The following is a 22,994-nucleotide window of genomic DNA, read 5'->3' on the forward strand; positions in this document are numbered from 1 at the left end:
CCGGTAGCCCCGCTCTTTTTCAAGAGGGGTGTCAGATTAAGTCGAGACTTCTACAGATAATGTCGGGCGTTGGCATCCCCTCATAGCGGATGACTCCGTCCTCAATGGTGGGCGCTCCAATGGCGCGGTAGAGAGCTACCACATTAGAAAACATTCTTAGCCGACCCTGGCCAGCAGTTCTTTCTCGATCACACCAACCAGTTCGGCAGTCAGATTGGACAGCGTCAACTTTTTCCGTCCCTCATCATAATAAACGTCTGCGGCCGGATCCTTACCTAACGCTCCACGCTCGAATTGCAACGACCAGTTAGCCGCGTCCCCCTTGATACGGGTCTTCTCTTTCAGCGATTTCGCATTGACCGTAAAGTCGTCTGGCACCTTATGTTTCTCGCTATTCAAATAGTCTTTCAGCCCAACAATTTCATCCACTAAGTCAGCGGGTACGTGTGCGACAGCGACGTGGCAGATAGCGTCCAAGCGCGCAGATTTGCCTGCGGCCAACTGCTCCTCCAGATACTTGATCACCGCCTCTTTGGCCTTGTAACCAAAGCCTTTTAACGTTTTGTTGTCGCGAAAAAACCGTGCAACGTTATCAATGGCATTTTTGGTAGCGCGTCCGGAAGCTACTCCTTTCGCGCATCCCAGTGCAGAGATGAAATAATCGGATGCCTGACTATCACGGCCCCGGCTGATGAAGCACAGGTAGGTTGAATCCACTTCATCCTCCGCGTCATCTTCATTCTGCTCAGGCGCAGCAGCGGCCGCAGCAGCCATAGCCTTTATGGCCACGAAACTCGCTAAATTGATCCTGGCGGCCTGCTGAACCTTGTTGAGATCGACCTCTTGAATTTCCTTGGGCACATAGTTCTCGTCCAGCTGTATACCGCCGCGTTCCTTCATGCTGGCGACCAGGAAAAAGTCGGTTGCACCTGCGGTGTACTGAGCGCAAAGGATGTGTCCACCGGTCGATAAGACTTGATTACCGGCTTGCTCCACCAACTGGTCCATTGCCAAGTGGGTCAAGTCGATAAATCGCGCTTCATCATCTTGTACTTCTACGAACGCGGTGAAGCGCTCTGGAAACGGTCCCTGACGGTCATCATTGGCAAACTGGCCGTAGACCACGCTGTTGCCTTCTTTGCCGATGAGGCCGTGGATACCATTGACCAGAAAATGCAACGCGGGATTTTCAGTATCGAGCGCCACATCCTTCTTGACCACCTCGGAGATAACGCTGGTCTTGGCCAGCTTCTTGAAGCTGTGAATAATGGCAGTTTTCAGCGTAATCATAGGTCGAATTCCGTTCCGATAGTATCAATATGGAATCACTGAAAATAGCACCTTACCCAGCAAACTTCAGGGCTTATCTCGATATCAGATATCACCTAAGGGCTCCAACACCTAGTGATCAGTAAGGCTGCACGAACCCAATAACTGTATATGCATACAGCATAATACTCTATGCCATTCATCAGCACGAGGGTCTGAGCGTCGAAACGCGGACAGCATCATCTAGGCTTGTCACAGACCATAGTCTCTAACGTAGACTCAGTCTGAAAAGTTTTTCCAATCTTATCCGTCAGCGCTGGAGCACAGCTGAAGAGCGGGGACCGCCCACGCTGGATCGATCAGATCCTTCGTTTGAAGCAATTCTTCGAAGGAATCTATCCCAAAGATTACCCGAGGTTCTAGGTAATGCGCAGGAGGCCTTTTACCTACTGAAGAACAGATTTTTGGAGGGTTTGATCTCAAGACAGGTCACACAAGAACTCGACTGTCTGGACGATAGTCCGGGTAATGGTCATGTGTCGCCACTCCGCTATAGGCCTGGTTCTGGGGACGATTGTTACGAACGCCATGTCTCAGTAAGCACCGAGACAGTACCGCGATGGTTGAGTGGGACGGCGCCCAAAACATTGAGCGTCGATAAATACCACATTACGCGTCCGTGACTCTCAGTACAGGCTCAAAGCGACATCTAGGTCCGTCTGTACCCTTCGGCCGGGTCCCATCAACACATAAACGGTATTTTTGGTCTCGAACAGGCAATCGTGGGTGAAGGAAACTCCCAATGAGGTTCTTACCCAGCGGGCGCGATGGAAACGTCCTCAGCTATCGTGGAGAACAAACAAAGTGTTGACCAGTGTAGGAGTAACTCCTCCTCTAACAACGACCTTTAACTGACGGGGGGAGACCACTAAATCAACCATTATCCAGTCAGCGACTAGGCAATAGGTCCGTCCAGGGAAGTAAGATCCGATCAGAGCCACGGCGTCTGAATGAGGAAGCTCACATCCAGGTATTTTTTCACCACCAGAAACCAGTTCTGCTAGGCCCGCCAGATTCATTCATCCCTCCGACCCACTTCATAAATCGAGTCGAATGATTAATCACACCAGTCAGCATAGCTGCCCGTAAATCGCCCGACTTAAACCCCGATGAACAGCACGCAAAACTTGGCTCATCTGCTCAAAAGCTAACGTTTAGCCCTTTAGCTATGGTCTGATTTATGCCATTGCTCATGCTTGAATCCGACGTCAAAATAGATGCCGGTGTCTGCGGTACGTGAGCGATATCTGCTTCTGCGGCATAAATCCCGTATATGCGTAAACCGCTGCTATCGGTGCACATCCAATGCCCGATCAATACGCAATAGGCGTCGGTATTAACAATGACATCCAACGCCCAGCAATAAGCCACAAAAATCACCGGATCCAGAGCAACTGCGCCACGCCATAAAAATATCTACTGGAGCTTTGAATTGGACGCGATCATCTCCATGTATGCATTGCCACCCATGGAAATATCATAACCTGGTGGCCCTTCCCATTGCCGCGAGACACCGGTATTTCTAAGCATAACGTCAACCTTAATGCCGTCCTTAACCATGCTGTCTAAATCCCACTCGAAGTGATTTATGAGAGCCTGGCAGGCCACATGAGGCACTGTTGTCAATAATCTCAAGCTGGAGTTGTTTGGGGGTAACTTAAGCCTCGCGATCTCCGACATCGTCCATATAAATCTCCGTAACCTAAAATGCCAAAGAGACTCAAGATGAAGTTCAAGTTGAGCTGACAGCAATGGGAAAGACTTACGAGTCGCACGCTCCCTACTTACTTTTCGCGGCAAAAGTGCAAGCATGTTACTGATATTTACTCGCACCTGTTTTTGGGTGATGCGGTACAAGTTCTCAACGCCCTCTATAAGAATAGTTGCGTATTTTTCGTCCTCATCATTTACCACCGGCTCGACACTACTCTTCTGCATTAAGTTCCCTGTAATTTTACTCAACAACCAGTCCTTATCGTTTTCGTTGAGCCAACGGGTTACTTGATAAGCACTTACCCAAAGATAGTCCATACCAATGCCTGGCTTCACTTCAAGTAGCATTGAGATTTTTTCTCGATAAGCCTTTTTCTTATGTTCTGGCAAAGTTTTCTCTTTAAGACGGACCGTCGGGTTTGCCGAGCTAGCAAGTAGAGACTCTTCTGCCAAGCATTTCTCAAACTTTTCTGCACATCCAAAAAGATGGAGAGATATTAAAAGATGCCTTGCCAACGGCATATCAATTTGACCTCTTGTTGTCGATAGCCTAATCCATTGACTTCGAATTCCAGCTGCGTATGCCAAATCAATTTTCGAAATAATTTCATCGCTGAACTTATCACGAATACTGCTAAATAATTTAGCTGTGCCAATTAGGTTCCCATGAACAAACCCTTGCTTCTTTGCTTGACGCCGATAACAAGCAGCCAAAACCGTATATTCTATCGATGGCAGATTGCGTTGCAGAATATCATTTACAAAAACTGCAAACTCGCGCTCTTCATTTGAGGCGAGTGAGCGGTTCGTAGGTTTAACAGCGTTCCACCCGCAAGCACAATCATCGGTCAACCCCGGTAACAATCGGTTTTTACGATAGAAAGGGTGAGAGCAATTAGGGCAAGATTTAAGAAGTTCTTCACCGTGTCGCCAGCACGCTGTAACGCCCGGTACATGATGAGCTCGGTGCCAATATGCGTAGCCACACTCTATGAGGTCGGCCTGCACACAGGCCAAGCAAATTTTAGCTCTGCTATTCCTCGTACCTTCTCTCCTAGGCACTCGAGCGACATCAGATAAAACCTTGTCAAATTCCTTAGAGGATTCTTTTGATAATCCTATAAAAGGTTTGTAGGCTGGGAACGTAGTGTTAATCTCAAGCAACTCAGCCAAGTTGCCTTCTTTAACTCCCGGCAATCGAGAAGCAAGGTTTTCTAATTGCTTTGGTATGATAGATAGTTGGAATGGCGCAACGCCAAAAAGATCACGGAAAGTTTCTGCCTCGGTTTTGTTTCCGGACAAAAAATGGTATCTCGTAATACGAGATAATAGTGTCTCGTCTGGCATAGACATTGGGAAAAACAGAATACTGGACATGAGTAGCCGACTTTCTAGCGTGGGTCTGGTAGGACGCGAGTCCTGTGGATGGTGTTCTTTTATCACATATCACCGTGTACCCGGGTAAGGATTTTAAAAATGAACGCCATACAGTAGCGAACAGCCAGCAACTGTTTTATTAGAAAACAGCAGTTTTTACGCCAAAGTCAAAATACAAGTAAGCGTCCGAACTACACCGCCTTGCATCTCAGACCTTAATCCCCTTTAACCGCTGATTGACGCGCTCACACTCAAAAACTGCGAAATTGCACCCCACTTGACCACCCATTTGCGTTGCAACTGACCAATCATTTGCATTCGAAGTGATCAGGACTCTCGGCTCTGTAGGGTAAGAGCGTGGCTAAAAGCAGACCGTAGGTTTGGCCAGTCAACGGGGCTCATTGAGCGCCGCTCTTTTCCTGTTCAAGCCGACAAACAGGGGGGCAATGAAACGGGAAATCGTAGGCTAAGGCGCGAAGTTTTCGTGGCTATCTATTCCATGCAGCGAATCGATCAGCGGGCAGCTAACCGTCCCGTGGCTCGCGCAACAGTCATCAACCAACTGCGCCAGGACCAACTCGATCCGCCGCAGATCCGCAAGTTTCCCCCGCACGTCTTCGAGCTTCTGCTCGGCGTGCACACGCGCATCATTGCAGTGCGTACCGTCATCGAGCCGCAACAGTCCGGCCACTTCATCGAGGCTGAAGCCCAGCCGTTGTGCGGACTTCACGAATTTCACCCGTGCAATATCCGCCTCGCCGTAGCGACGAATGCTGCCGTAGGGCTTGTCCGGTTCGGGCAACAGCCCTTTGCGTTGATAGAACCGAATGGTTTCCACGTTAACCCCGGCTGCCTTGGCAAAGACGCCAATGGTCAGGCTTTCCGCAGTGTTTTTCATACCGCTTGACTCCGTACCTGACTACGGAAATAACCTTAACCCATCGATCAAACATTCGAAAGGTTGAACCCATGTCTGAATCACAAAAGGGCCGTGGTGCACTCCTCGCTGGAGGTCTGGCGGCGATCCTTGCGTCCACCTGCTGCCTGGGCCCGCTGGTGCTAATTGCCCTGGGCTTCAGCGGCGCCTGGATCGGTAATCTCACCGTTCTGGAGCCCTACCGCCCGTTTTTCATCGGCGCGGCATTGTTGGCGCTGTTCTTCGCTTACCGGCGCATTTTCCGCCCGGCTCAAGCCTGCAAACCCGGTGAGACCTGCGCAATTCCGCAGGTACGAACTACCTACAAGTTCATTTTCTGGCTCGTGATGGCACTCGTGCTGGTCGCGCTCGGTTTCCCCTACATCCTCCCGTTGTTTTACTGATCAGGCAGGAGTCTCCCATGAAAAAGCTGTTTGCCGCTCTCGCGCTCATTGCCGTGGTTTCCCCGGTGTGGGCCGCCATCCAAACCGTCACCCTGTCGGTACCGGGCATGACCTGCGCCGCCTGTCCGATCACGGTCAAGAAAGCGCTGACCCAGGTCGAGGGCGTGACCAAGACCGAGGTGAGTTTCGAGAAACGCGAAGCCATCGTGACCTTCGACGATGCCAAGACCAACTCCGAGGCCCTGACCAAGGCGACCGAGGATGCCGGCTATCCATCTACCATCAAGCAATAGGAGGAAATACCAATGAGAAATCCTCTCAATCTGTTCACGCGGATCGGTGACAAAGCCAGTTCCGTCGGTGTGCTGGTTTCAGCCCTAGGCTGCGCCGCGTGTTTTCCTGCTCTGGCTAGCTTAGGCGCTGCAATCGGTCTGGGCTTTTTGAGCCAGTGGGAAGGCCTGTTCATCACCACGCTACTGCCCTTGTTTGCGGCCCTGGCGCTGCTCGTCAATTCCCTTGGCTGGCTCAAACATCGGCAGTGGCAGCGAACTGCACTCGGCCTGATAGGCCCTGTCCTGGTCTTGGCTGCGGTGTTTTTGATGCGGGCTTATGGCTGGCGGAGCGGTTGGCTGCTCTATATCGGTCTGGCCCTCATGCTTGGGGGCTCGATCTGGGATCTCGTGTCGCCCGCCCACCCCCGTTGCGCCCCGGGTGCCTGCCCACCACAGCCAAAACAGTAATGCCGCAAAGAGACCCATTTGAGGAAGTAAACGCTATGACCACACTGCGAATCCACGGTATGACCTGCGCCTCCTGTGCCGACCGCGTCAGAGATGCTCTGGAGGGAATCTCCGGCGTGCACCGGGCGGACGTCTCCTACGCCGGTGGGAAGGCCGAAATGACGGCCGACGCGGCTGTCAGCCGTGAACAAATGCAAGCCGCCGTCGAGGCCCTTGGGTATCAAGCGTCGTTCGAAGTCGCCTCGCTACAACCGCGCCCCGGCCAGCTCGATAAGGCGCTGGGCTGGTTGCGCAGCGACACCGAGGTCGGCAAAAACGGCGACGCGCTACACATTGCAGTCATAGGCAGCGGCGGTGCGGCAATGGCGGCCGCCTTGAAGGCGGTGGAAGCCGGCGCCCGCGTCACTCTGATCGAGCGCGGCACCATCGGCGGCACTTGCGTCAACGTCGGCTGCGTGCCGTCGAAAATCATGATTCGCGCCGCGCATGTGGCTCATTTGCGCCGCGAGAGTCCGTTCGATGACGGAATGCCCGCCACGCCGCCGACCGTCCTGCGCGAGCGGCTGCTCGCGCAACAGCAAGGCCTTGTCGACGAACTGCGTCACGCCAAGTACGAAGGCATTCTGGAGAGCACACCAGCCATCACCGTGCTGCGTGGCACCGCTCGCTTCCAGGACGGCCACACGCTCAGCGTCGAACTGGTCGAGGGGGGCGGGCGCGAAGTCGCGTTCGACCGCTGCCTGATCGCTACCGGCGCCGGTGCGGCCGTGCCGCCGATTCGCGGGCTGCAAGACACCCCCTATTGGACCTCGGAGGAGGCACTGGCCAGCGCCAGTATTCCGCAACGGCTCGCCGTGATCGGCTCATCCGTGGTGGCCTTGGAGCTGGCGCAAGCCTTTGCCCGGCTGGGTAGCCGCGTCACCATCCTGGCGCGCAACTCGCTGTTCTTCCGCGAAGATCCGGCCATCGGCGAGGCGCTGACCGCAGCCTTCCGCATGGAGGGCATCGACGTGCTTGAGCAGACACAAGCCAGTCAGGTGACCCACGCCAACGGCGAATTCGTACTGACCACCAACCACGGTGAACTGCGCGCCGACCAACTGTTCGTCGCCACCGGCCGCACGCCCAACACCCAAAGCCTGAACCTGGAAGCGGCGGGTGTACTGTTGGATGAACGCGGCGCCATTCAGATCGATCAGGGCATGCGCAGTAGCGCAGTGGATATCTATGCAGCCGGCGACTGCACCAACCAGCCGCAGTTCGTCTACGTCGCGGCGGCGGCTGGCACCCGTGCGGCGATCAACATGACCGGCGGCGAAGCTACGCTTAATCTCGATGCCATGCCGGCGGTGGTGTTCACCGATCCGCAGGTGGCCACCGTCGGTTACAGCGAAGCGGAAGCACAGCGCGCAGGCCTCGAAACCGACAGTCGCACGCTGAGCCTGGACAACGTGCCGCGTGCGCTGGCCAACTTCGACACGCGAGGGTTCATCAAGCTGGTCGCCGAAGCGGGTTCTGGTCGGTTGCTCGGCGTGCAGGCGGTGGCCCCGGAAGCGGGCGAGCTGATTCAGACGGCGGTGCTGGCTATTCGCAACCGCATGACCGTGCAGGAGCTGGCCGACCAGTTGTTCCCCTACCTAACCATGGTCGAGGGCCTGAAGCTCGCGGCGCAGACTTTCACCAAGGACGTAAAGCAATTGTCCTGCTGCGCTGGATGAATGGAGAGCACCATGAAATTTGCCCGCTACATTACCGAGATCGCCGAACGTCTCACCCCGACCAACCGGCCCAAAGGTTTTGCGGAGTTCTTGGTCGCGCTACTGGGTGAACTTGCCAAGGGACGCCCGATTTCGCGAACTACGCTTGCCAGGACTCTTGGCTGGCCCGCTGAGCAAGTGGCGGCTGTGCTCGAACAAGCCACCAGTACCGAATACGACAACGATGGGAACATCATCGGCTATGTCCTCACCTTGCGCGAGACGTCGCATGTCTTGGAAATTGACAACCGCCGGCTGTATGCCTGGTGCGCGCTGGACACCCTGATGCTCCCGGCGTTAATCGGCCGTACAGCTCGCGTCTCGTCGCATTGCGCTGCAACTGGAGCACCCGTTTCGCTTACGGTTTCACCCAGCGAGATACAGGCTGTTGAACCTGCCGACGTGGCAGTGTCACTGGTATTGCCGCAGGAGGCGGCCGACGTTCGTCAGTCCTTCTGTTGCCATGTGCATTTCTTCGCATCTATCCCAGCGGCAGAAGATTGGGCCTCCAAGCATCAAGGATTGACTATCGTAAGCGTCCAAGAGGCGTTCGGCGTGGGCCAGGAGCTTAATCGACATCTGTTGCAGACCCTTCCAATGAGAACATCGTGATTGGATTTCGACTCAATGTCCTACGGAGTGGGCATCGGATTTCTCTTTCCGACTTTGATCCGGTGATCCCAGCCATCGCCAAAGTCATAGACCTAGCGGAATGTCCTTTTCCCGTTCAACGCTTTGATCAGAGTCTTGCGGGTCTCCGAGTTCACGGGAGGCCCCCATCCATCGGAGTCGGGAATACCGTAACTCTCACCAGCTATTTCAAACTCATGCAGATGGTCATCGTGCCAGCCCATTGCGATCTGGATCACCGCGTGCAATTTGCCTAAGGTGATGTTCTCGGGCACCGCCACACGGCGCCAGATGGCAGGTTCGATCCACTTCAATTCAATGTGCAGTAGCAACAAATCAGGTTCGGGTTTTGGCAAGCGAACAGTTTTGACCATGGATCAGGCGGCCTCGCAGAGTTCCGTGGAGGCGAGAGAAACGTTCCAGGGCAGCAGTTCGTCGACCCGATTGATCGGGTGGTCGGCGATGCGCTCCAGCACGTGTGTCAAATAGGCTTGCGGGTTCAGGTCGTTGAGTTTGGCTGAACCCACCAGGCTGTAAATCGCAGCCGCTCGTTCGCCGCCGGCGTTGGAACCGACGAACAGATAATTTTTTCTGCCTAGCGCGACAGCACGTAGCGCGCGTTCGGCAGCGTTGTTGTCGATCTCAATTCGCCCGTCATCGCAATAGCGCACCAAGGCCTGCCACCGATTGAGGGCATAGAGAATCGCACCGCCCAATGCCGATTTTTTCGACAGTTGAGTCAGCGTCTGGTTGAGCCACGCGTGGAGTTGTTCCAGCAGCGGACTGGCTCGGCTTTGCCGAACCACTTTTCGCAGGTTGGGCGGTTGCCCTCGAATCTCGCTTTCGATGGCATACAGGGCCGCAATCCGTTGCAGCGCCTCGGCGGCAAGTGGTGAAGCCAGGTCTTTGTAGACCTCGTAAAACTTGCGCCGGGCGTGAGCCCAACACGCCGCTTCCTCAATGGTGCCCGTGGCATATAGTTGAGCAAAACCGGCATAGCCGTCCGCCTGCAAGATCCCGCTGAAGCGCTTGAGATGCGCGCGGGGATGTTGCCCCTTGCGATCCGGCGAGTAGGCAAACCAGACCGCCGCCGGTGTCGCGTCCCCCGTAGGTCGGTCGTCCCGCACGTACGTCCACAGGCGCGCCGATTTGGTCTTGCCGTTGCCCGGCGCGAGCACGCCAATCGGCGTGTCGTCGGCATGGACTTTGTGTCCGCTCATGACGTGGTGCTCAAGGGCGTTGATCAGTGGTCGCAGCAACTGACTGCTCTGGCCAACCCAGTCGGCCAGGGTTGAGCGCTCCAGCTCCACGCCCTCACGGGCGTAGATCTCGGACTGCCGATACAACGGCAAATGATCGACAAACTTCGAGACCAGCACATGGGCCAACAACCCTGGGCCGGCAAGACCTCGGGCGATCGGGCGACTCGGTGCCGGCACCTGGGCGAAGTGCTCGCAGCAGCGGCAAACCCACTTCGGACGGACATGGCGAATGACTTTGAAACGTGCCGGAACGTACTCCAGCACTTCGGACACATCCTCACCTAAATGGCGAAGCGTCCCACCGCAGCCAGTGCATTGCGACTCGGGCTGATGAACGTGGGTTTCGCGAGGTAGGTGTTCAGGCAATGGTTTACGGCGCGAAACTGCGCGAGGTGCCGGCTCGACTGGAGGTGTCATTTCGGCTTGGCTGATTTGCAGCTCATCAAGGCTCAACTGGAGCTGGTCGATCATCGCTTCCAGTTGCTCGGAGCTGCGACCGAACTGCGTACGACGCAGCTTGGCGATCATCATCTTCAAGCGCTCAATCTCTGCGTGCTGGGCAGCGATCAGCGCCTTCAAGGCTTGAAGATCATTCGGCAGGGAGTCGGTCACGAGGGTCATGCCCGAATATTACTGGGGATTTTTTCAGCGCGGCAAGTCAGACCGCGAGGACGGGTGCTGTACGAATTGGCCGGCGCCAATCAATGCCCTCCAACAGCATCGACAACTGCGCGGTCGTCAGCGACACGCTGCCGCTGGTTGCTTGCGGCCAGACAAAGCGTCCTTGCTCCAACCGTTTGCAAAACAGGCACAAGCCGTCGCCATCCCACCACAACAGTTTGATCCGGTCACCACGCCGTCCGCGAAAGGCGAAGATCTGACCGGAGAAGGGATCGGCTTCCAGTTGAGTCTGCACCATGGCCGCCAAACCGTCGAAGCCACGACGCATGTCCGTGACGCCAGCGGCGATCCAGATACGGGTTCCAGCGGGAGGGGCAATCATCGCACTAACTGCTGCAAGACGAGTTGCAGCGTCTGCGGGTCTGGTGCTCCGGTGATACGCAACTTGGCTTTTCCTACCTCAACTGCGATCTCGGAATGACACTCTGCCTGTGGCTGGAAGACTGGCGGCAGATCCATTGGCGCCTCGATCACCTGGACTGGCAAAAACGAAGCACTCTGGCTGACCGGGCCGAATAGCCCTTCTTGGTATTGCTGCCGCCAGCGAAAGACCAGATTGGCATTGACGTCATGTTCGCGAGCGATCAATGACACGGAGGCGCCAGGCTGGAAGGTGGCCTCGACGACTTGGCGTTTAAAGTCCAGCGGAAAGTTGGGGCGGCGACCGGCTCGACGGGCTGGGGCAACTGTATCCAAGATAGTGTCCACTAAAAAATGGTGTCCACTATCTTGGCCAATTTGGAGGGCTGTCAGGAGAGGGTGCTGGCCGGACGGTTACAAATACAATACACCACACATATAAATACTTTCACTGCACGCCTCGTCAAAATTCACACATCGAATCCACGCACAGCTCATATATATAGAGGCTTGTGCCGACGGCGTTACAGAGCAATATTCATACGCGGATCAGGGTGCCTTCACTCATATTTGGAGTTTTCTGAGACACGCTGTTCGATACAGCGCTGATTGAGTGATTGGCTTGCCGTCAAGTTTTAGCTTCCGCTCGGCCCAGCTCAGGCGCCGCCGATGGAATGCATCAAGGGTTTCGCATTCGGCTGCCAGTGCAGCCGCACAGTGCGGCAGCTTGTTGAGCTGCTTTTCAAACCTAGATAACACATGAAGCTCTCTGCCTATTTTTGTCCGTGAGATGCGGACAGGTTTACCTGGAAGCGCTCGTAACATTTCAGCGCATTGAACCACTTCGTTGGCAAGGTCAAGGTCGAGGTCTTTGAATCTTTCTGCCTGCTGTCCGCGCGGTCTGTGGGCTTTTCCTGGCTCTTGTGTAAGCTCGGACAGCCATTGCCGATCGTTTCGATGAAGCCACACATAATCTCGACACTCATGAGCTAGGCGAGCTCTGTATTCCCCGTCAAATCGGTTCCTCCTATCAACCAGCAGTTTCGAAAGCCTCGCCTCTTTCCATAGGTCAGGTCCATACGAAATCGCGCGTATCATTCGGTAGACGCATGTAACCGAGCTCCTTGTTTCTGACGCTATGGTCTTAGCGTTAGCCCCCATGAGCGCCAGCGTCCAGATCGTTTCAGATGCCTCACTCATATACTCATTGGTGCTTGAGCGATTGGTTGGAGATCTGTTGGCAGCTCGTCCACCAGGAGTTTCGCTATTGGCTGTTCGACTAAGCGACTCGGTAATAGGCCCGTTTGGCCGCAGTATCCTTTCCATATCGACCTTGAGCGCACAGGCCAGCAGGATGAATTTCAGCGGATGATGGGTGCCCCTCGGCTTACGCAAAAGCTTCACAATCCAGGCCGCCGGTATATCCGCAGACGACTTGCTCAGTATCGAGTATTCCCCTGAGGAGGGGAGCGCCTCAAAGAACGCAGACATGTGTCGCGCCAAAATGCCTAAGTGCAGCCGACCAGTATCGGAAGCCATTTTCAAGGCAATAGCGCTATCCAGAAACACCGAGCGAATCGCATCAGGACATAATGGCGGAACATCGGTCTCAAGCACCTGCATCGAACGCTGCGCTATTTCTTGCAGAGCACTTTGTAGATTTTGAGGGATGTCTAGCGAAATGGAGTGAGACTGAACGTCCTCATCGTCCGGTAAATGCATTCTTCGAGAGTTTCTGCTCAACCAGCGGTAATCAAGGAACCTCAACGGGGTTCCATGGTGGGGACAGATCAAAACGCCTGGAAGCTGATGCACACGGTGCCAGTACGCTGCTCCCACACAGGCCATGTCCTGTTGGACACAGTCGAAGCAAAATCGCACTCTCGAAGCAAACTCGAGTCGGCTCGCGATTAACCCCAACCTTAGCATCAACCCCTTGCCGTTTCCCGCCATCAAGATATTGGCGTCGTCCACCTGTTGCGGGGTCAAAAAAGGTTCGTAGTAGGGCAGTTGCGTATGGCGCTTTATAACAGCGGCTAGCGATAAGCCTGTATCACACGGCAGCGCCTCGACAAGCTCAGCTAGTCGACATGGAAAAGCAACGTTCTGCGAAAAGCATTTCGCGGACTGCGCTCCATCGAAAACTGCTGCGCAACTACGTACGCCACAGAGCCGGGCGTATCTTGAGAGAACGCTGTGAAGCGTCTCATCGTGGAAAACGGCCGGAAAGAAATGGAATTTGAGCCCCATTTCGTCACCCTTAATTCACCCCTTCCGATACAACGGAGAAAACTCAAAGAGATCACTGCTTATCCAACCGGCGCTCTTCAACGCCTCAATGGAGTCTTCACTTTCACTTAGCGCCTGTGCCTCTGAGGTCTCAACCGCCACCGCCGCAGGTGACTGCGATTTGACTTGGTTAACGGCCGCCACATTAGGTTTGGTAGCACTATTGTCGCTGCGACTGATGACACTGCGCAGCAATGCCAGTCGCTCCGGCCGAGCCACACCATCGAACGCCATCATGTCGCTTAGTTGGTCTTCAATCGGAAGCAAATCATCGAACTGCCGCATCCGTTTCGGATCTCGGCTTCGCAGAGCGGACAAAGCTGGCTTCAATATCTGCATCTTGGTGTTGCTCACCAACGCAATTGTCTCGGCGGTAACGCATTCCGAACCACTCTGGATCGCATACCTTTGACTGAGCACCAAAAGCTTCACCAAAAAGTCGGTGACCCCTTGTGTATGCTCATACAGCGCATCAAACACATCCTCTGTCAGTTCGACCGGCTGCTGGTACCACTGATAGCTCCAGAGGTTTTCAACAAGCATGCGCCACTCGTCATCGTCCTTCTCAAAACGTTTAAATTCGAGTACCCCGACGCCGCAGCAACGCCTTGCGTTGCGCATGACGTCCGAAAATAGGCTGATCATCGAATTTGTCCCGATGAACACCACAGGAATTCCGATGTTGTTCACTAGATGGAGGAAGAAATTCAGCATGTTGTCCTTGCCCCCAGTTTTCGCGAGGTGCAGGTTCTGAAGTTCGTCGATCAGCAAAGCTCCGATGAAAAATGTACTCGCAACCTGTTCCATTTGTTGCAACGAGTCATTGATGTTCCGAGCCCTATACCGCTTGTAGTAATCCTCATCACCTAAAGCTCGCCCGACCGCATAGAAAAATTGCTGACAGAAGCCTGCCAGCGAACCATCTCGGGGGCAGTCAAGCTTGAGCCAGGTGATCTGGGTATGAACGAACTGCTTTCCTTCATAACGCTCGTGGCGAATCGTTTGAGGGTAGAGACTCAAAATGGCTTCGAGTGCGGTGGACTTTCCAATGCCACTAAGGCCAACCAGACTGAACGTTTCGGCAGTGGACTTAAATCCATCGTGGTAGCGCTGTGCGCCCGAAAGTGAGTGAAGATGTCTGACAGTGTCTGGAGAGGTCGGGTTGCGTCCGACGTACCCACGTCGTACCAGCAATGAAAATACGGACTCCAGATCCATGTGGACCAACAAAGGCTGGACCACCGTTCTCAACCGGTCGATGCAGTGAACCCGAGTCGATCGGTCGAGGGTCAGCTCTTCTGGATCAACAGGACGGGGGAAGTTCGAGATTAGTTGCATTGCCACCTCTTCTGAGAAGATCGGTGGCAGCGCTTCGATGAGTGGATTTCCCGCGTAGTCCGCTATCGCCTGCTTCGTGTAGCTTGCGAAAACTTGGGCGCCTTTCATGAGTTTTGTCCTGGGCGCAGGCGTTTGAGCATATCGATAACCTGAGCGCTGCGAGGGCCGGCAAAGTTTTCTGAGCGATCTTGGGAGATCTCTGTCTTGAGCACAGGCGATTCAATCCTTACACCCTCTGGCACATGGGCGGTCTCACGCTCCTTGAGGCGCTCAACGGCGCGATTCTCACGAATATTTCCAATCATCTCAGCTTTGGTCGCAGGCGCTGGCTCATCATTTCGCTCAGCGATCGCACCGCTGACGACTTGATTAACTTCCTCCAGCAGCGAAATCCGACTCTCCAACTCAGCGCGTTTATGAGTCGGTGGAGTCTGGCGGTAAGCTTCGAGCAGATCGAAAATCTCATCGGATCGATAACCAGCATACTTGCTATCAGACTTACGCAAATCGCAACGGATGAACTGTTTGTTGTCTCCCCGAATCCAGATATGTGCTGAGGAATTTGGGTCATACCAACACTCTATCGACCAAACCCCGCGGCTACGGGCCTTCGCAAACCAGTTGTTCTCGATCGCTACATCACAGACATAGTGCATCCCTCGGAATAGCACACCACCCTTTTGCACCGTCGCTTGCTCGCGCGGAAGCAAATGGAGATAGACCAGCTCGTCGGGATGATTGTTTGGTTCGACATGACCATTTTCTAATGCCCAAGTCCAGATACCTGACGGCGTCGGATCGACACCGTCGTTCATCATCTCTTGAGTGAGCCTGTCGGGCTGCCTGTTGAAGCGGTTATAGTGAAGGACACACTGGATGATAATCTTGGTGAACTCTTTAATGCTCAGCGTTGCATCGAGTCGGTAATCTCGCTCGCCACGTTCCTTCTCCCTAGCAGCTACACCACCAGGAAGCCACCTGATGCCTGTCAGGTTGTTCAGGATACCGAACCGGCTCTCAACCATCGACTTCCAGTCAGGGCGGTAAGGCGGAGCGATTCCCAGCTCGATATTCAGGCCAGTGGCAAGACCCTCAGCTGCTTTCCCCAACATCTCGCCTCGATCAGCGTAGATGTGATGTGGGAGGTGATGACAGGCCCATTCCCCTGAATCGATTGTGACCCCATTGGTAGCGCAAAACTCAACCTTCGAAGTGAAAGCGTTGAAAAGCGCTTGCCTGGCTCCGTTCCAACTCGGGCCCTCTAATCCGATGTAGAGACCGACGATCATGCCGGAAAAGCTATCAATGACGACGTACACAACCGGCCGTCCAATGAGCATTCGCCTGGAGTATCCGTTCACGAGATAAATGTCCGCAATGGTGGCATCGATCTCAAACTGATGGCAGGGGCCACGAAGCCAGTCACGGACGGTTCCAGAAAGGGGGCGGCAATCTTTTAGCCACTTACGCATTCCCTTACGGCCACGTTCAGTTTCAACCTCGTCGAAATATTGCTTTCCCCAATAATCGAACTGTCTAAAGGAAGGAATTTCCGATTCGGGTAGCAAACGACCGCCTGATTCTGGATTTTTCGACAGGTCTTTCGCGGTATAGAACCTCCTGAGCATCTCAACATAGGCGTTGGTTATCGTAGAAGTCTTATCCCCGACAAATAACGAGTAGCCGATACGGATACAGCGCTTATCCACGGCATCGATAACCTTGGTCGGTGAAACGGCAATACCTTGATACCTTGGCTTCCTACCTGGGGGCTTTGCGGGATCATACTTGCGCTCAGGAACTCCGACGCCCGCATAGTTTTTCAAGAGCGCATTTCGAACTTGGCCATTGATCCAGTAACGGTACAGAAGTCGATAGATGCTCTTGCGCTGTATACCGAGCTCAACAGCTCTAGCGCCGACCATTTGACCCATCTCACCAGGAGCGAATATCTGACCTGGATAATCTGAGTCGATCAGGGGTGCGATGATGTTCCACTTTTCATCCCTTTCCCGCTTCTTTTTCTCATCCAAGTCATCCTCTAACACTAAGAGAAACTCAGGCGTAACGACCTTGGCTAGCTTCGTATCACCTGCAATGACGGATCCGCGAAGCTCCTCCAGGCCTAAACCAATCGGCTGGCGGGGCGGATCCGTTAATTGGATCAAAACGACCGCATCGTATCGCTCATTGAGGTACAAGACCCTAACGAAGCCCGGCACGACGGAAAACTCAGTAAGCGGTTCGAAACAATCATTGACTTGGACTTTCATGATAGGCCCTCCGCCGTCAGTGAAATTTTCATTGGTTTCTCAATGATTTCAAATGTTGGTAGTGGCGCAGTCATTTGAATGGGAGTACCAACCAAATCTACCTTGATCGACTTAGCCCATATCAGGTGATGATATAAAGCCCGAGAGTCTTGATAGGAGATAAATAAACGTGCGGCAATCTTTCGCAGAGATTCAGCAGTACTCCACGGGTAGGGACGACAGCTCGCTAAGTGCCCCAGAAAATCTGTGTGTAATGATGGCTCTGCCAAGGCGCGCGGCAGTTGAGCGAACTTCCTGAGTAAGCCTAAATTCTTGATCAAATCGGGGCTGAACATTTCTTCAGTGACAATGGCCCAATCAACGTGTTGGCCAGTCCAGAAACGCTTTTCGATCTCAAATTTTTCCAACGTCCTCCTGGCTTTTTTGCCTTCGAGGTCAGTGCGGTATTTAATTGTTCTGGCTACGGATTTAAAGCTGCCATCGGGCTTTTTTATCGTTAATAAAAAATCCGTGGTCATAACGTAAGGAAGCACTGTCTTCGGATACTTCGGGTATCGCACTCCCATAGAGCTCGCGATTGCTTGAGCACTTTCTCGCGGTAGCAATGGATACTGCTCGCGTATATCCACAACATTTTCCGAAAATTCACATACCAAAAAATAGGCGCGCTCTAGGTCGGAAAAGAGGTGATGGAGGCGATCGATCTTCACACCTTGGATCTTGTGGGAGCGTCCTCTGGAAGGCACGTCTTGGACGCGCAGCCACGGCAGATAACTGGCACCAGCTCCGCTACCGAATCCATTCGAAATATGCCGCTGAATATCTGTCTCAGACGAAAACCTACGACCGCGCAATGCTACCTCCTTCGTCCGCCGGGACCGCCTCTCCTCGCCCTGAAAAATAGTTATAGGAAAAAATCGCCCACCACCTGTTCATGGTACAGCCCTCTTTAGCCTACTCCCGGAGCGGAACGAAGCGGAGAATCTAGACCGATGGCTCAGCCAAAAAATGGAAAACCCCGTAAATACGGGGGTTTCGGCCTTGTGTCAATCTATGTTACGGCGTGTCAATCTTTATTGTTAAGTGTCAATCTTTATTGTTAGTAGCCACCAGCAGGTTTGCTCAGGCACAGCCTTACTCCACCGTCACCGACTTGGCCAGGTTACGCGGCTGGTCAACATCGGTGCCCTTGAGCACGGCCACGTAGTACGACAGCAATTGCAGCGGGATGGTGTAGAGGATCGGCGACAGGGTGTCGTGGATGTGCGGCATGTTGATGACGTGGGTGCCTTCACCATTGGTCATGCCGGCCTTTTCATCGGCGAACACGATCAGTTGGCCACCACGGGCACGCACTTCCTGCAGGTTGGACTTGAGCTTCTCCAGCAGTTCATTGTTCGGTGCAACAGTGACCACCGGCATGTCGTCGTCCACCAGGGCCAGCGGGCCGTGTTTCAGTTCACCGGCCGGGTAGGCTTCGGCGTGGATGTAGGAGATTTCCTTGAGTTTCAGGGAGCCTTCCATCGCCACGGGGTACTGTGCGCCACGGCCGAGGAACAGGGTGTGGTTCTTGTCGGCAAACAGTTCGGCGACTTTTTCGACGGTGCTGTCCATGGCCAGGGCTTCGCCCAGGCGAGTCGGCAGGCGGCGCAGTTCTTCTACCAGGGTAGCTTCGACGCCTGCGGCCAATGTGCCGCGCACCTGGCCCAGGGACAGGGTCAGCAGCAGCAGGCCCACCAACTGGGTGGTGAAGGCTTTGGTGGAGGCTACGCCGATTTCGCGGCCGGCCTGGGTCAGCAGAGTCAGGTCGGACTCACGCACCAGGGAGCTGATGCTGACGTTGCAGATCGCCAGGCTCGCCAGGTAGCCCAGCTCTTTGGCATTGCGCAGGGCGGCCAGGGTGTCGGCGGTCTCGCCGGACTGGGAGATGGTCACGAACAGTGTGTCAAGCTGCACCACCACCTTGCGGTAGCGGAACTCGCTGGCGACTTCGACCTGGCACGGGATGCCGGCCAGCTCTTCCAGCCAGTAACGCGCGACCATGCCGGCGTGGTAGCTGGTGCCACAGGCGACGATCTGCACATTGCGCACTTTGGCGAACAACTCGGCGGCTTGTGGGCCGAAGGCGTTGACCAGCACCTGGTTCTGGCTCAGGCGACCTTCCAGGGTGCGCTGCACCACGGCTGGTTGCTCGTGGATTTCCTTGAGCATGAAATGGCGGAACTCGCCCTTGTCGGCAGCTTCAGCACCGTCGCGGTATTGCACGGCTTCGCGCTCGACGGAGTTGCCGTTGACGTCCCAGATCGCCACGCTTTCACGGCGGATGTCGGCGATATCGCCTTCTTCCAGGTACATGAAGCGGTCGGTGACCTGGCGCAGGGCCAGTTGATCGGACGCCAGGAAGTTCTCTCCCAGGCCCAGGCCGATCACCAGTGGGCTGCCACTGCGGGCGGCAACCACACGGTCCGGCTGGCTAGCGCTGATCACGGCCAGGCCGTAGGCGCCATGCAGTTCCTTGACCGTGGCCTTGAGGGCGGTGGTCAGGTCGCTGTGGTCCTTGAGCTTGTGGTTGAGCAGGTGGGCGATGACTTCGGTGTCGGTGTCCGAGGTAAAGACGTAGCCCAGGCCCTTGAGCTGTTCGCGCAGCACTTCGTGGTTTTCGATGATGCCGTTGTGCACCACCGCAATATCACCGGAGAAGTGCGGGTGTGCATTGCGTTCGCACGGCGCGCCGTGGGTCGCCCAGCGGGTATGGGCAATACCCAGGCGGCCTGCCAGGGGTTCACCGGCCAGGGCCTGCTCCAGTTCGCTGACCTTGCCAGGGCGGCGCATGCGCTCCAGCTTGCCAGCATTGCTGAAGACCGCGACACCGGCACTGTCGTAGCCACGGTATTCCAGGCGCTTGAGGCCTTCGAGCAAAATGGCGGTAACGTTTCGTTCAGCGACTGCGCCTACAATTCCACACATGGTTTCTCTCCTAGATGACTGCCGCGCAAATCAGCGTAATGCCGCGGGCTTGAATCTGGTCGCGGGCCTCAAGCGGCAGGCGATCATCGGTAATAAGGGTATGGACGCTGCTCCAGGGCAGTTCCAGGTTGGGGATCTTGCGGCCAATCTTGTCGGACTCGACCATCACCACCACTTCGCGGGCAACTTCGGCCATCACGCGGCTCAAACCCAGCAATTCATTGAAAGTGGTGGTGCCACGCTGCAGATCGATGCCGTCGGCGCCGATGAACAGTTGGTCGAAGTCGTAGGAGCGCAGCACTTGTTCAGCAACCTGGCCCTGAAACGAGTCCGAGTGCGGGTCCCAGGTACCGCCAGTCATCAACAGCACAGGCTCATGTTCCAACTCACTCAGGGCACTGGCCACATGCAGGGAGTTGGTCATCACCACCAGGCCAGGCTGATGGCCCAGTTCCGGAATCATCGCGGCGGTGGTGCTGCCGCTGTCGATGATGATCCGTGCATGTTCACGCAGGCGTTTGACCGCCGCCCGCGCGATGGCGCGCTTGTGCACGGAAATCGGTTGGGCAGGATCGCCGACCAGTTCCTGGGGCATGGTGATGGCACCGCCGTAGCGACGCAGCAACAGGCCGTTGCTTTCCAGCGCGGCAAGGTCCTTGCGGATGGTCACTTCGGAGGTTTCGAAACGCTTGGCCAATTCATCCACGCTCACTTCACCCTGCTCGGTGAGCAAGGCCAGGATGTTGTGGCGTCGTTGAGGTGTATTTCGTTTCGACATGGTGATGATAAGTTTCGTTTCGAAAGATAACGAAGGCAATCAAAACCTATTGACGAAGGATCGTCAAGCAGAAGAATGAAATTTTATTGAAGCCCCAGATCCAAAAGTGTGGGAGCTGGCTTGCCTGCGATAGCGGTGTATCAGTCGATGAAAACGTGACTGAAATATCGCTATCGCAGGCAAGCCAGCTCCCACATTGATGGGTGGTGCCTGAAGGTTGTGGATAACTCAGGTCTTTTTGATTTTGACCGGGCGTTTCCAGCCGTCGATATTGCGCTGGCGGGCGCGGGCCACCGCCAACTGGGACTTATCCACATCCTGGTTGATGGTCGAGCCCGCCGCCGTGTTTGAACCATCGCCAATGGTAACGGGCGCAATCAGCGAATTATTGGAGCCGATAAATACGTCTTCACCAATCGTCGTCTGGTACTTGTTGGCGCCATCGTAATTGCAGGTAATGGCGCCAGCGCCAATGTTGCTGCGGGCCCCAATCACTGCATCGCCGAGATACGCCAGGTGCCCTGCCTTCGCATCGTCACCCATCCGCGCATTTTTCAGCTCAACAAAGTTACCCACATGGGCGCGGGCGCCAAGCACGCTACCCGGCCGCAACCGTGCGAACGGCCCGGCATCGCTGCCCTCGCCCATCACTGCACCGTCGATATGGCTGTTAGCCTTGATCACCACGCCTTTGCGCAGGGTGCTGTCCTTGATCACGCAGTTCGGGCCGATGACCACGTCATCTTCAATCACCACGCGGCCTTCGAGGATCACGTTGATATCGATCAGCACGTCGCGGCCCACGGTAACCTCACCGCGTACATCGAAACGCGCCGGATCGCGCAGCGTCACGCCCTGGGCCATCAAGCGGCGGCCTTCACGCAGTTGGTAGTGACGCTCCAGTTCCGCCAGTTGCTTGCGATCATTGGCGCCCTGCACTTCCATCGGGTCATGGGGCTGCTCGGTGGCGACCACCAGGCCATCATTGACGGCCATTTCAATCACGTCGGTGAGGTAGTACTCGCCCTGGACGTTGTTGTTCGACAGGCGACTCATCCAGTCCGCCAAATGAGCTGCCGGCACCGCGAGAATTCCGGTATTGCCTTCGGTAATTGCCCGCTGGGCCTCAGTGGCGTCCTTGTGCTCGACGATGGCTGTGACCTTGCCGTCGGCATTGCGCACGATACGGCCGTAACCGGTGGGGTCGTCCAGTTCGACGGTCAGCAGCCCCATCTGGCCAGGCACCACGTGTGTGAGCAGGCGCTGCAGGGTTTCTACTTCGATCAGCGGCACGTCACCGTAGAGGATCAGCACGGTGTCAGCCTTGATGAACGGTACGGCTTGCGCCGTGGCATGACCGGTACCCAGTTGCTTGTCCTGCAATACGAAATTCAAGTCGTCGGCGGCCAGACGCTCACGCACCGCATCGGCACCGTGGCCAATCACCACGTGGATACGCTGTGGCGCCAGTTGCCGGGCGCTGTGGATAACATGGCCGAGCATGGAGTTGCCAGCAACCGGGTGCAGCACCTTGGGCAGGGCTGAACGCATGCGAGTACCCTGGCCTGCGGCGAGAATGACGATTTCAAGAGACATGAATGGCTACCAATCCTGGGCGGTCCGGCTTCAGACCAAAGAAGTGTTTTGCTAAAAAAGAAAAAGGGTAGCCGAGGCTACCCTTTTTAATCAATCACACATGAAGCACGACGGCGTGGCCGCTTACTTCTTGCGGATCTGCTGGAGAGTACGCAGCTGAGCTGCGGCCTCGGCCAGACGTACTGCAGCAGCGCTGTAGTCGAAGTCTGCGCCTTTTTCGTGCAGGGCCTTCTCGGCAGCCTTGACGGCTTCCTGAGCGGAGGCTTCATCCAGGTCGCCAGCACGTTGCACAGTGTCGGCAAGCACCTTGACCATGTTCGGCTGAACCTCAAGGAAACCACTGGAGATGTAAAACACCTCACGTTCCCCGCCTTGCTTGGTCAGCGTGATCGGACCTGGCTTCAAGCTGGTAATCAGCGGCGCGTGCCCCATGGCGATACCAAGATCACCCAGAACGCCGTGCGCTGTTACAAACTCGACCAGACCGGAGAAGATTTCCCCTTCCGCACTGACGATATCGCAATGGACTGTCATAGCCATCTGATTGCCTCAACCTAAATTAGCGCCCGTTGCCGGGCGCTGGG

General features: G+C 55.2%; 19 protein-coding genes and 3 pseudogenes. 5 read left to right on the forward strand and 17 right to left on the reverse strand.

What is annotated here, in order from left to right; translation table 11 throughout:
* Window positions 1-156: 156 nt before the first annotated feature.
* The 4 genes and pseudogenes from KL786_RS16580 to merR form a co-directional block, all read right to left on the reverse strand.
* Entirely contained in the window at window positions 157-1,290 is a 1,134-nt protein-coding gene (locus KL786_RS16580; RefSeq protein WP_034152178.1) for a nucleoid-associated protein, read from the reverse strand.
* 665 nt (window positions 1,291-1,955) lie between these two features.
* Window positions 1,956-2,348 (reverse strand): annotated as a pseudogene (locus tag KL786_RS30115) (DUF6957 family protein).
* 397 nt (window positions 2,349-2,745) lie between these two features.
* Window positions 2,746-4,419, reverse strand: a complete 1,674-nt coding sequence (locus tag KL786_RS16585) for a TniQ family protein (protein WP_215518321.1) — start codon at window positions 4,417-4,419, stop codon at window positions 2,746-2,748.
* A gap of 466 nt (window positions 4,420-4,885) precedes the next feature.
* Window positions 4,886-5,317 carry a mercury resistance transcriptional regulator MerR gene (gene merR, locus KL786_RS16590; RefSeq protein ID WP_003425050.1) on the reverse strand — a complete coding sequence of 144 codons (432 nt, stop codon included), beginning with the start codon at window positions 5,315-5,317 and terminating at the stop codon, window positions 4,886-4,888.
* Window positions 5,318-5,388: 71 nt separating this feature from the next.
* Between merR and merT the strand changes: the two genes are divergently transcribed.
* The 5 genes from merT to merB are packed head-to-tail and all read left to right on the forward strand — an operon-like array spanning window position 5,389 to window position 8,848.
* Entirely contained in the window at window positions 5,389-5,739 is a 351-nt protein-coding gene (gene merT / locus KL786_RS16595; protein ID WP_003425049.1) for a mercuric ion transporter MerT, read from the forward strand.
* Window positions 5,740-5,756: 17 nt separating this feature from the next.
* Window positions 5,757-6,032: a mercury resistance system periplasmic binding protein MerP gene (gene merP, locus KL786_RS16600; RefSeq protein WP_003425048.1), complete on the forward strand. Its 276-nt coding sequence runs from the start codon at window positions 5,757-5,759 to the stop codon at window positions 6,030-6,032.
* A 12-nt stretch (window positions 6,033-6,044) separates the two neighbouring features.
* Window positions 6,045-6,479 carry an organomercurial transporter MerC gene (gene merC / locus KL786_RS16605; RefSeq protein ID WP_003425046.1) on the forward strand — a complete coding sequence of 145 codons (435 nt, stop codon included), beginning with the start codon at window positions 6,045-6,047 and terminating at the stop codon, window positions 6,477-6,479.
* A 35-nt stretch (window positions 6,480-6,514) separates the two neighbouring features.
* Window positions 6,515-8,197: a mercury(II) reductase gene (gene merA / locus KL786_RS16610; protein WP_003425044.1), complete on the forward strand. Its 1,683-nt coding sequence runs from the start codon at window positions 6,515-6,517 to the stop codon at window positions 8,195-8,197.
* Between the two features lie 12 nt (window positions 8,198-8,209).
* Window positions 8,210-8,848 carry an organomercurial lyase MerB gene (gene merB / locus KL786_RS16615; protein ID WP_003425042.1) on the forward strand — a complete coding sequence of 213 codons (639 nt, stop codon included), beginning with the start codon at window positions 8,210-8,212 and terminating at the stop codon, window positions 8,846-8,848.
* Window positions 8,849-8,940: 92 nt separating this feature from the next.
* Here merB and KL786_RS16620 read toward each other — a convergent pair whose 3' ends face one another.
* The 13 genes and pseudogenes from KL786_RS16620 to KL786_RS16675 form a co-directional block, all read right to left on the reverse strand.
* Window positions 8,941-9,240 (reverse strand): plasmid pRiA4b ORF-3 family protein, encoded by a 300-nt coding sequence (locus KL786_RS16620; protein ID WP_003425039.1) that lies wholly within the window; start codon window positions 9,238-9,240, stop codon window positions 8,941-8,943.
* A 3-nt stretch (window positions 9,241-9,243) separates the two neighbouring features.
* Window positions 9,244-10,749 (reverse strand): IS66 family transposase, encoded by a 1,506-nt coding sequence (gene tnpC / locus KL786_RS16625; RefSeq protein ID WP_003425038.1) that lies wholly within the window; start codon window positions 10,747-10,749, stop codon window positions 9,244-9,246.
* A gap of 37 nt (window positions 10,750-10,786) precedes the next feature.
* Window positions 10,787-11,131: an IS66 family insertion sequence element accessory protein TnpB gene (tnpB, locus tag KL786_RS16630; protein ID WP_003425037.1), complete on the reverse strand. Its 345-nt coding sequence runs from the start codon at window positions 11,129-11,131 to the stop codon at window positions 10,787-10,789.
* Window positions 11,128-11,424, reverse strand: a pseudogene (locus tag KL786_RS30120) (transposase); the annotation flags it as partial. The pseudogene KL786_RS30120 and the gene tnpB, both read right to left, overlap by 4 nt.
* A 309-nt stretch (window positions 11,425-11,733) precedes the next feature.
* The gene (locus KL786_RS16640; protein ID WP_306108736.1) at window positions 11,734-12,891 is read right to left on the reverse strand and encodes a TnsD family Tn7-like transposition protein; all 1,158 of its coding nucleotides are present in this window, start codon (window positions 12,889-12,891) and stop codon (window positions 11,734-11,736) included.
* Window positions 12,892-12,945: 54 nt separating this feature from the next.
* Window positions 12,946-13,419 (reverse strand): annotated as a pseudogene (locus KL786_RS29955) (TniQ family protein); the annotation flags it as partial.
* 15 nt (window positions 13,420-13,434) lie between these two features.
* Complete coding sequence (locus tag KL786_RS16645) at window positions 13,435-14,904, reverse strand: ATP-binding protein (RefSeq protein ID WP_032857199.1); 1,470 nt, start codon at window positions 14,902-14,904, stop codon at window positions 13,435-13,437.
* Window positions 14,901-17,069 carry a TnsB C-terminal domain-containing protein gene (locus KL786_RS16650; protein ID WP_032857197.1) on the reverse strand — a complete coding sequence of 723 codons (2,169 nt, stop codon included), beginning with the start codon at window positions 17,067-17,069 and terminating at the stop codon, window positions 14,901-14,903. Before KL786_RS16650 ends, KL786_RS16645 begins: the two co-directional genes overlap by 4 nt.
* Entirely contained in the window at window positions 17,066-17,923 is an 858-nt protein-coding gene (locus KL786_RS16655) for a TnsA endonuclease N-terminal domain-containing protein (RefSeq protein ID WP_032857196.1), read from the reverse strand. Before KL786_RS16655 ends, KL786_RS16650 begins: the two co-directional genes overlap by 4 nt.
* Before the next feature lie 280 nt (window positions 17,924-18,203).
* Window positions 18,204-20,036: a glutamine--fructose-6-phosphate transaminase (isomerizing) gene (gene glmS / locus KL786_RS16660; RefSeq protein ID WP_215518322.1), complete on the reverse strand. Its 1,833-nt coding sequence runs from the start codon at window positions 20,034-20,036 to the stop codon at window positions 18,204-18,206.
* A gap of 10 nt (window positions 20,037-20,046) precedes the next feature.
* Entirely contained in the window at window positions 20,047-20,814 is a 768-nt protein-coding gene (locus KL786_RS16665; protein ID WP_032857193.1) for a DeoR/GlpR family DNA-binding transcription regulator, read from the reverse strand.
* 228 nt (window positions 20,815-21,042) lie between these two features.
* Window positions 21,043-22,410, reverse strand: a complete 1,368-nt coding sequence (glmU, locus tag KL786_RS16670; protein ID WP_215518323.1) for a bifunctional UDP-N-acetylglucosamine diphosphorylase/glucosamine-1-phosphate N-acetyltransferase GlmU — start codon at window positions 22,408-22,410, stop codon at window positions 21,043-21,045.
* A 123-nt stretch (window positions 22,411-22,533) separates the two neighbouring features.
* Complete coding sequence (locus KL786_RS16675; RefSeq protein ID WP_032857189.1) at window positions 22,534-22,950, reverse strand: F0F1 ATP synthase subunit epsilon; 417 nt, start codon at window positions 22,948-22,950, stop codon at window positions 22,534-22,536.
* Window positions 22,951-22,994 lie beyond the last annotated feature (44 nt).

This window comes from Pseudomonas sp. TAE6080 (assembly GCF_018732265.1).
Lineage (GTDB): Bacteria > Pseudomonadota > Gammaproteobacteria > Pseudomonadales > Pseudomonadaceae > Aquipseudomonas > Aquipseudomonas brenneri.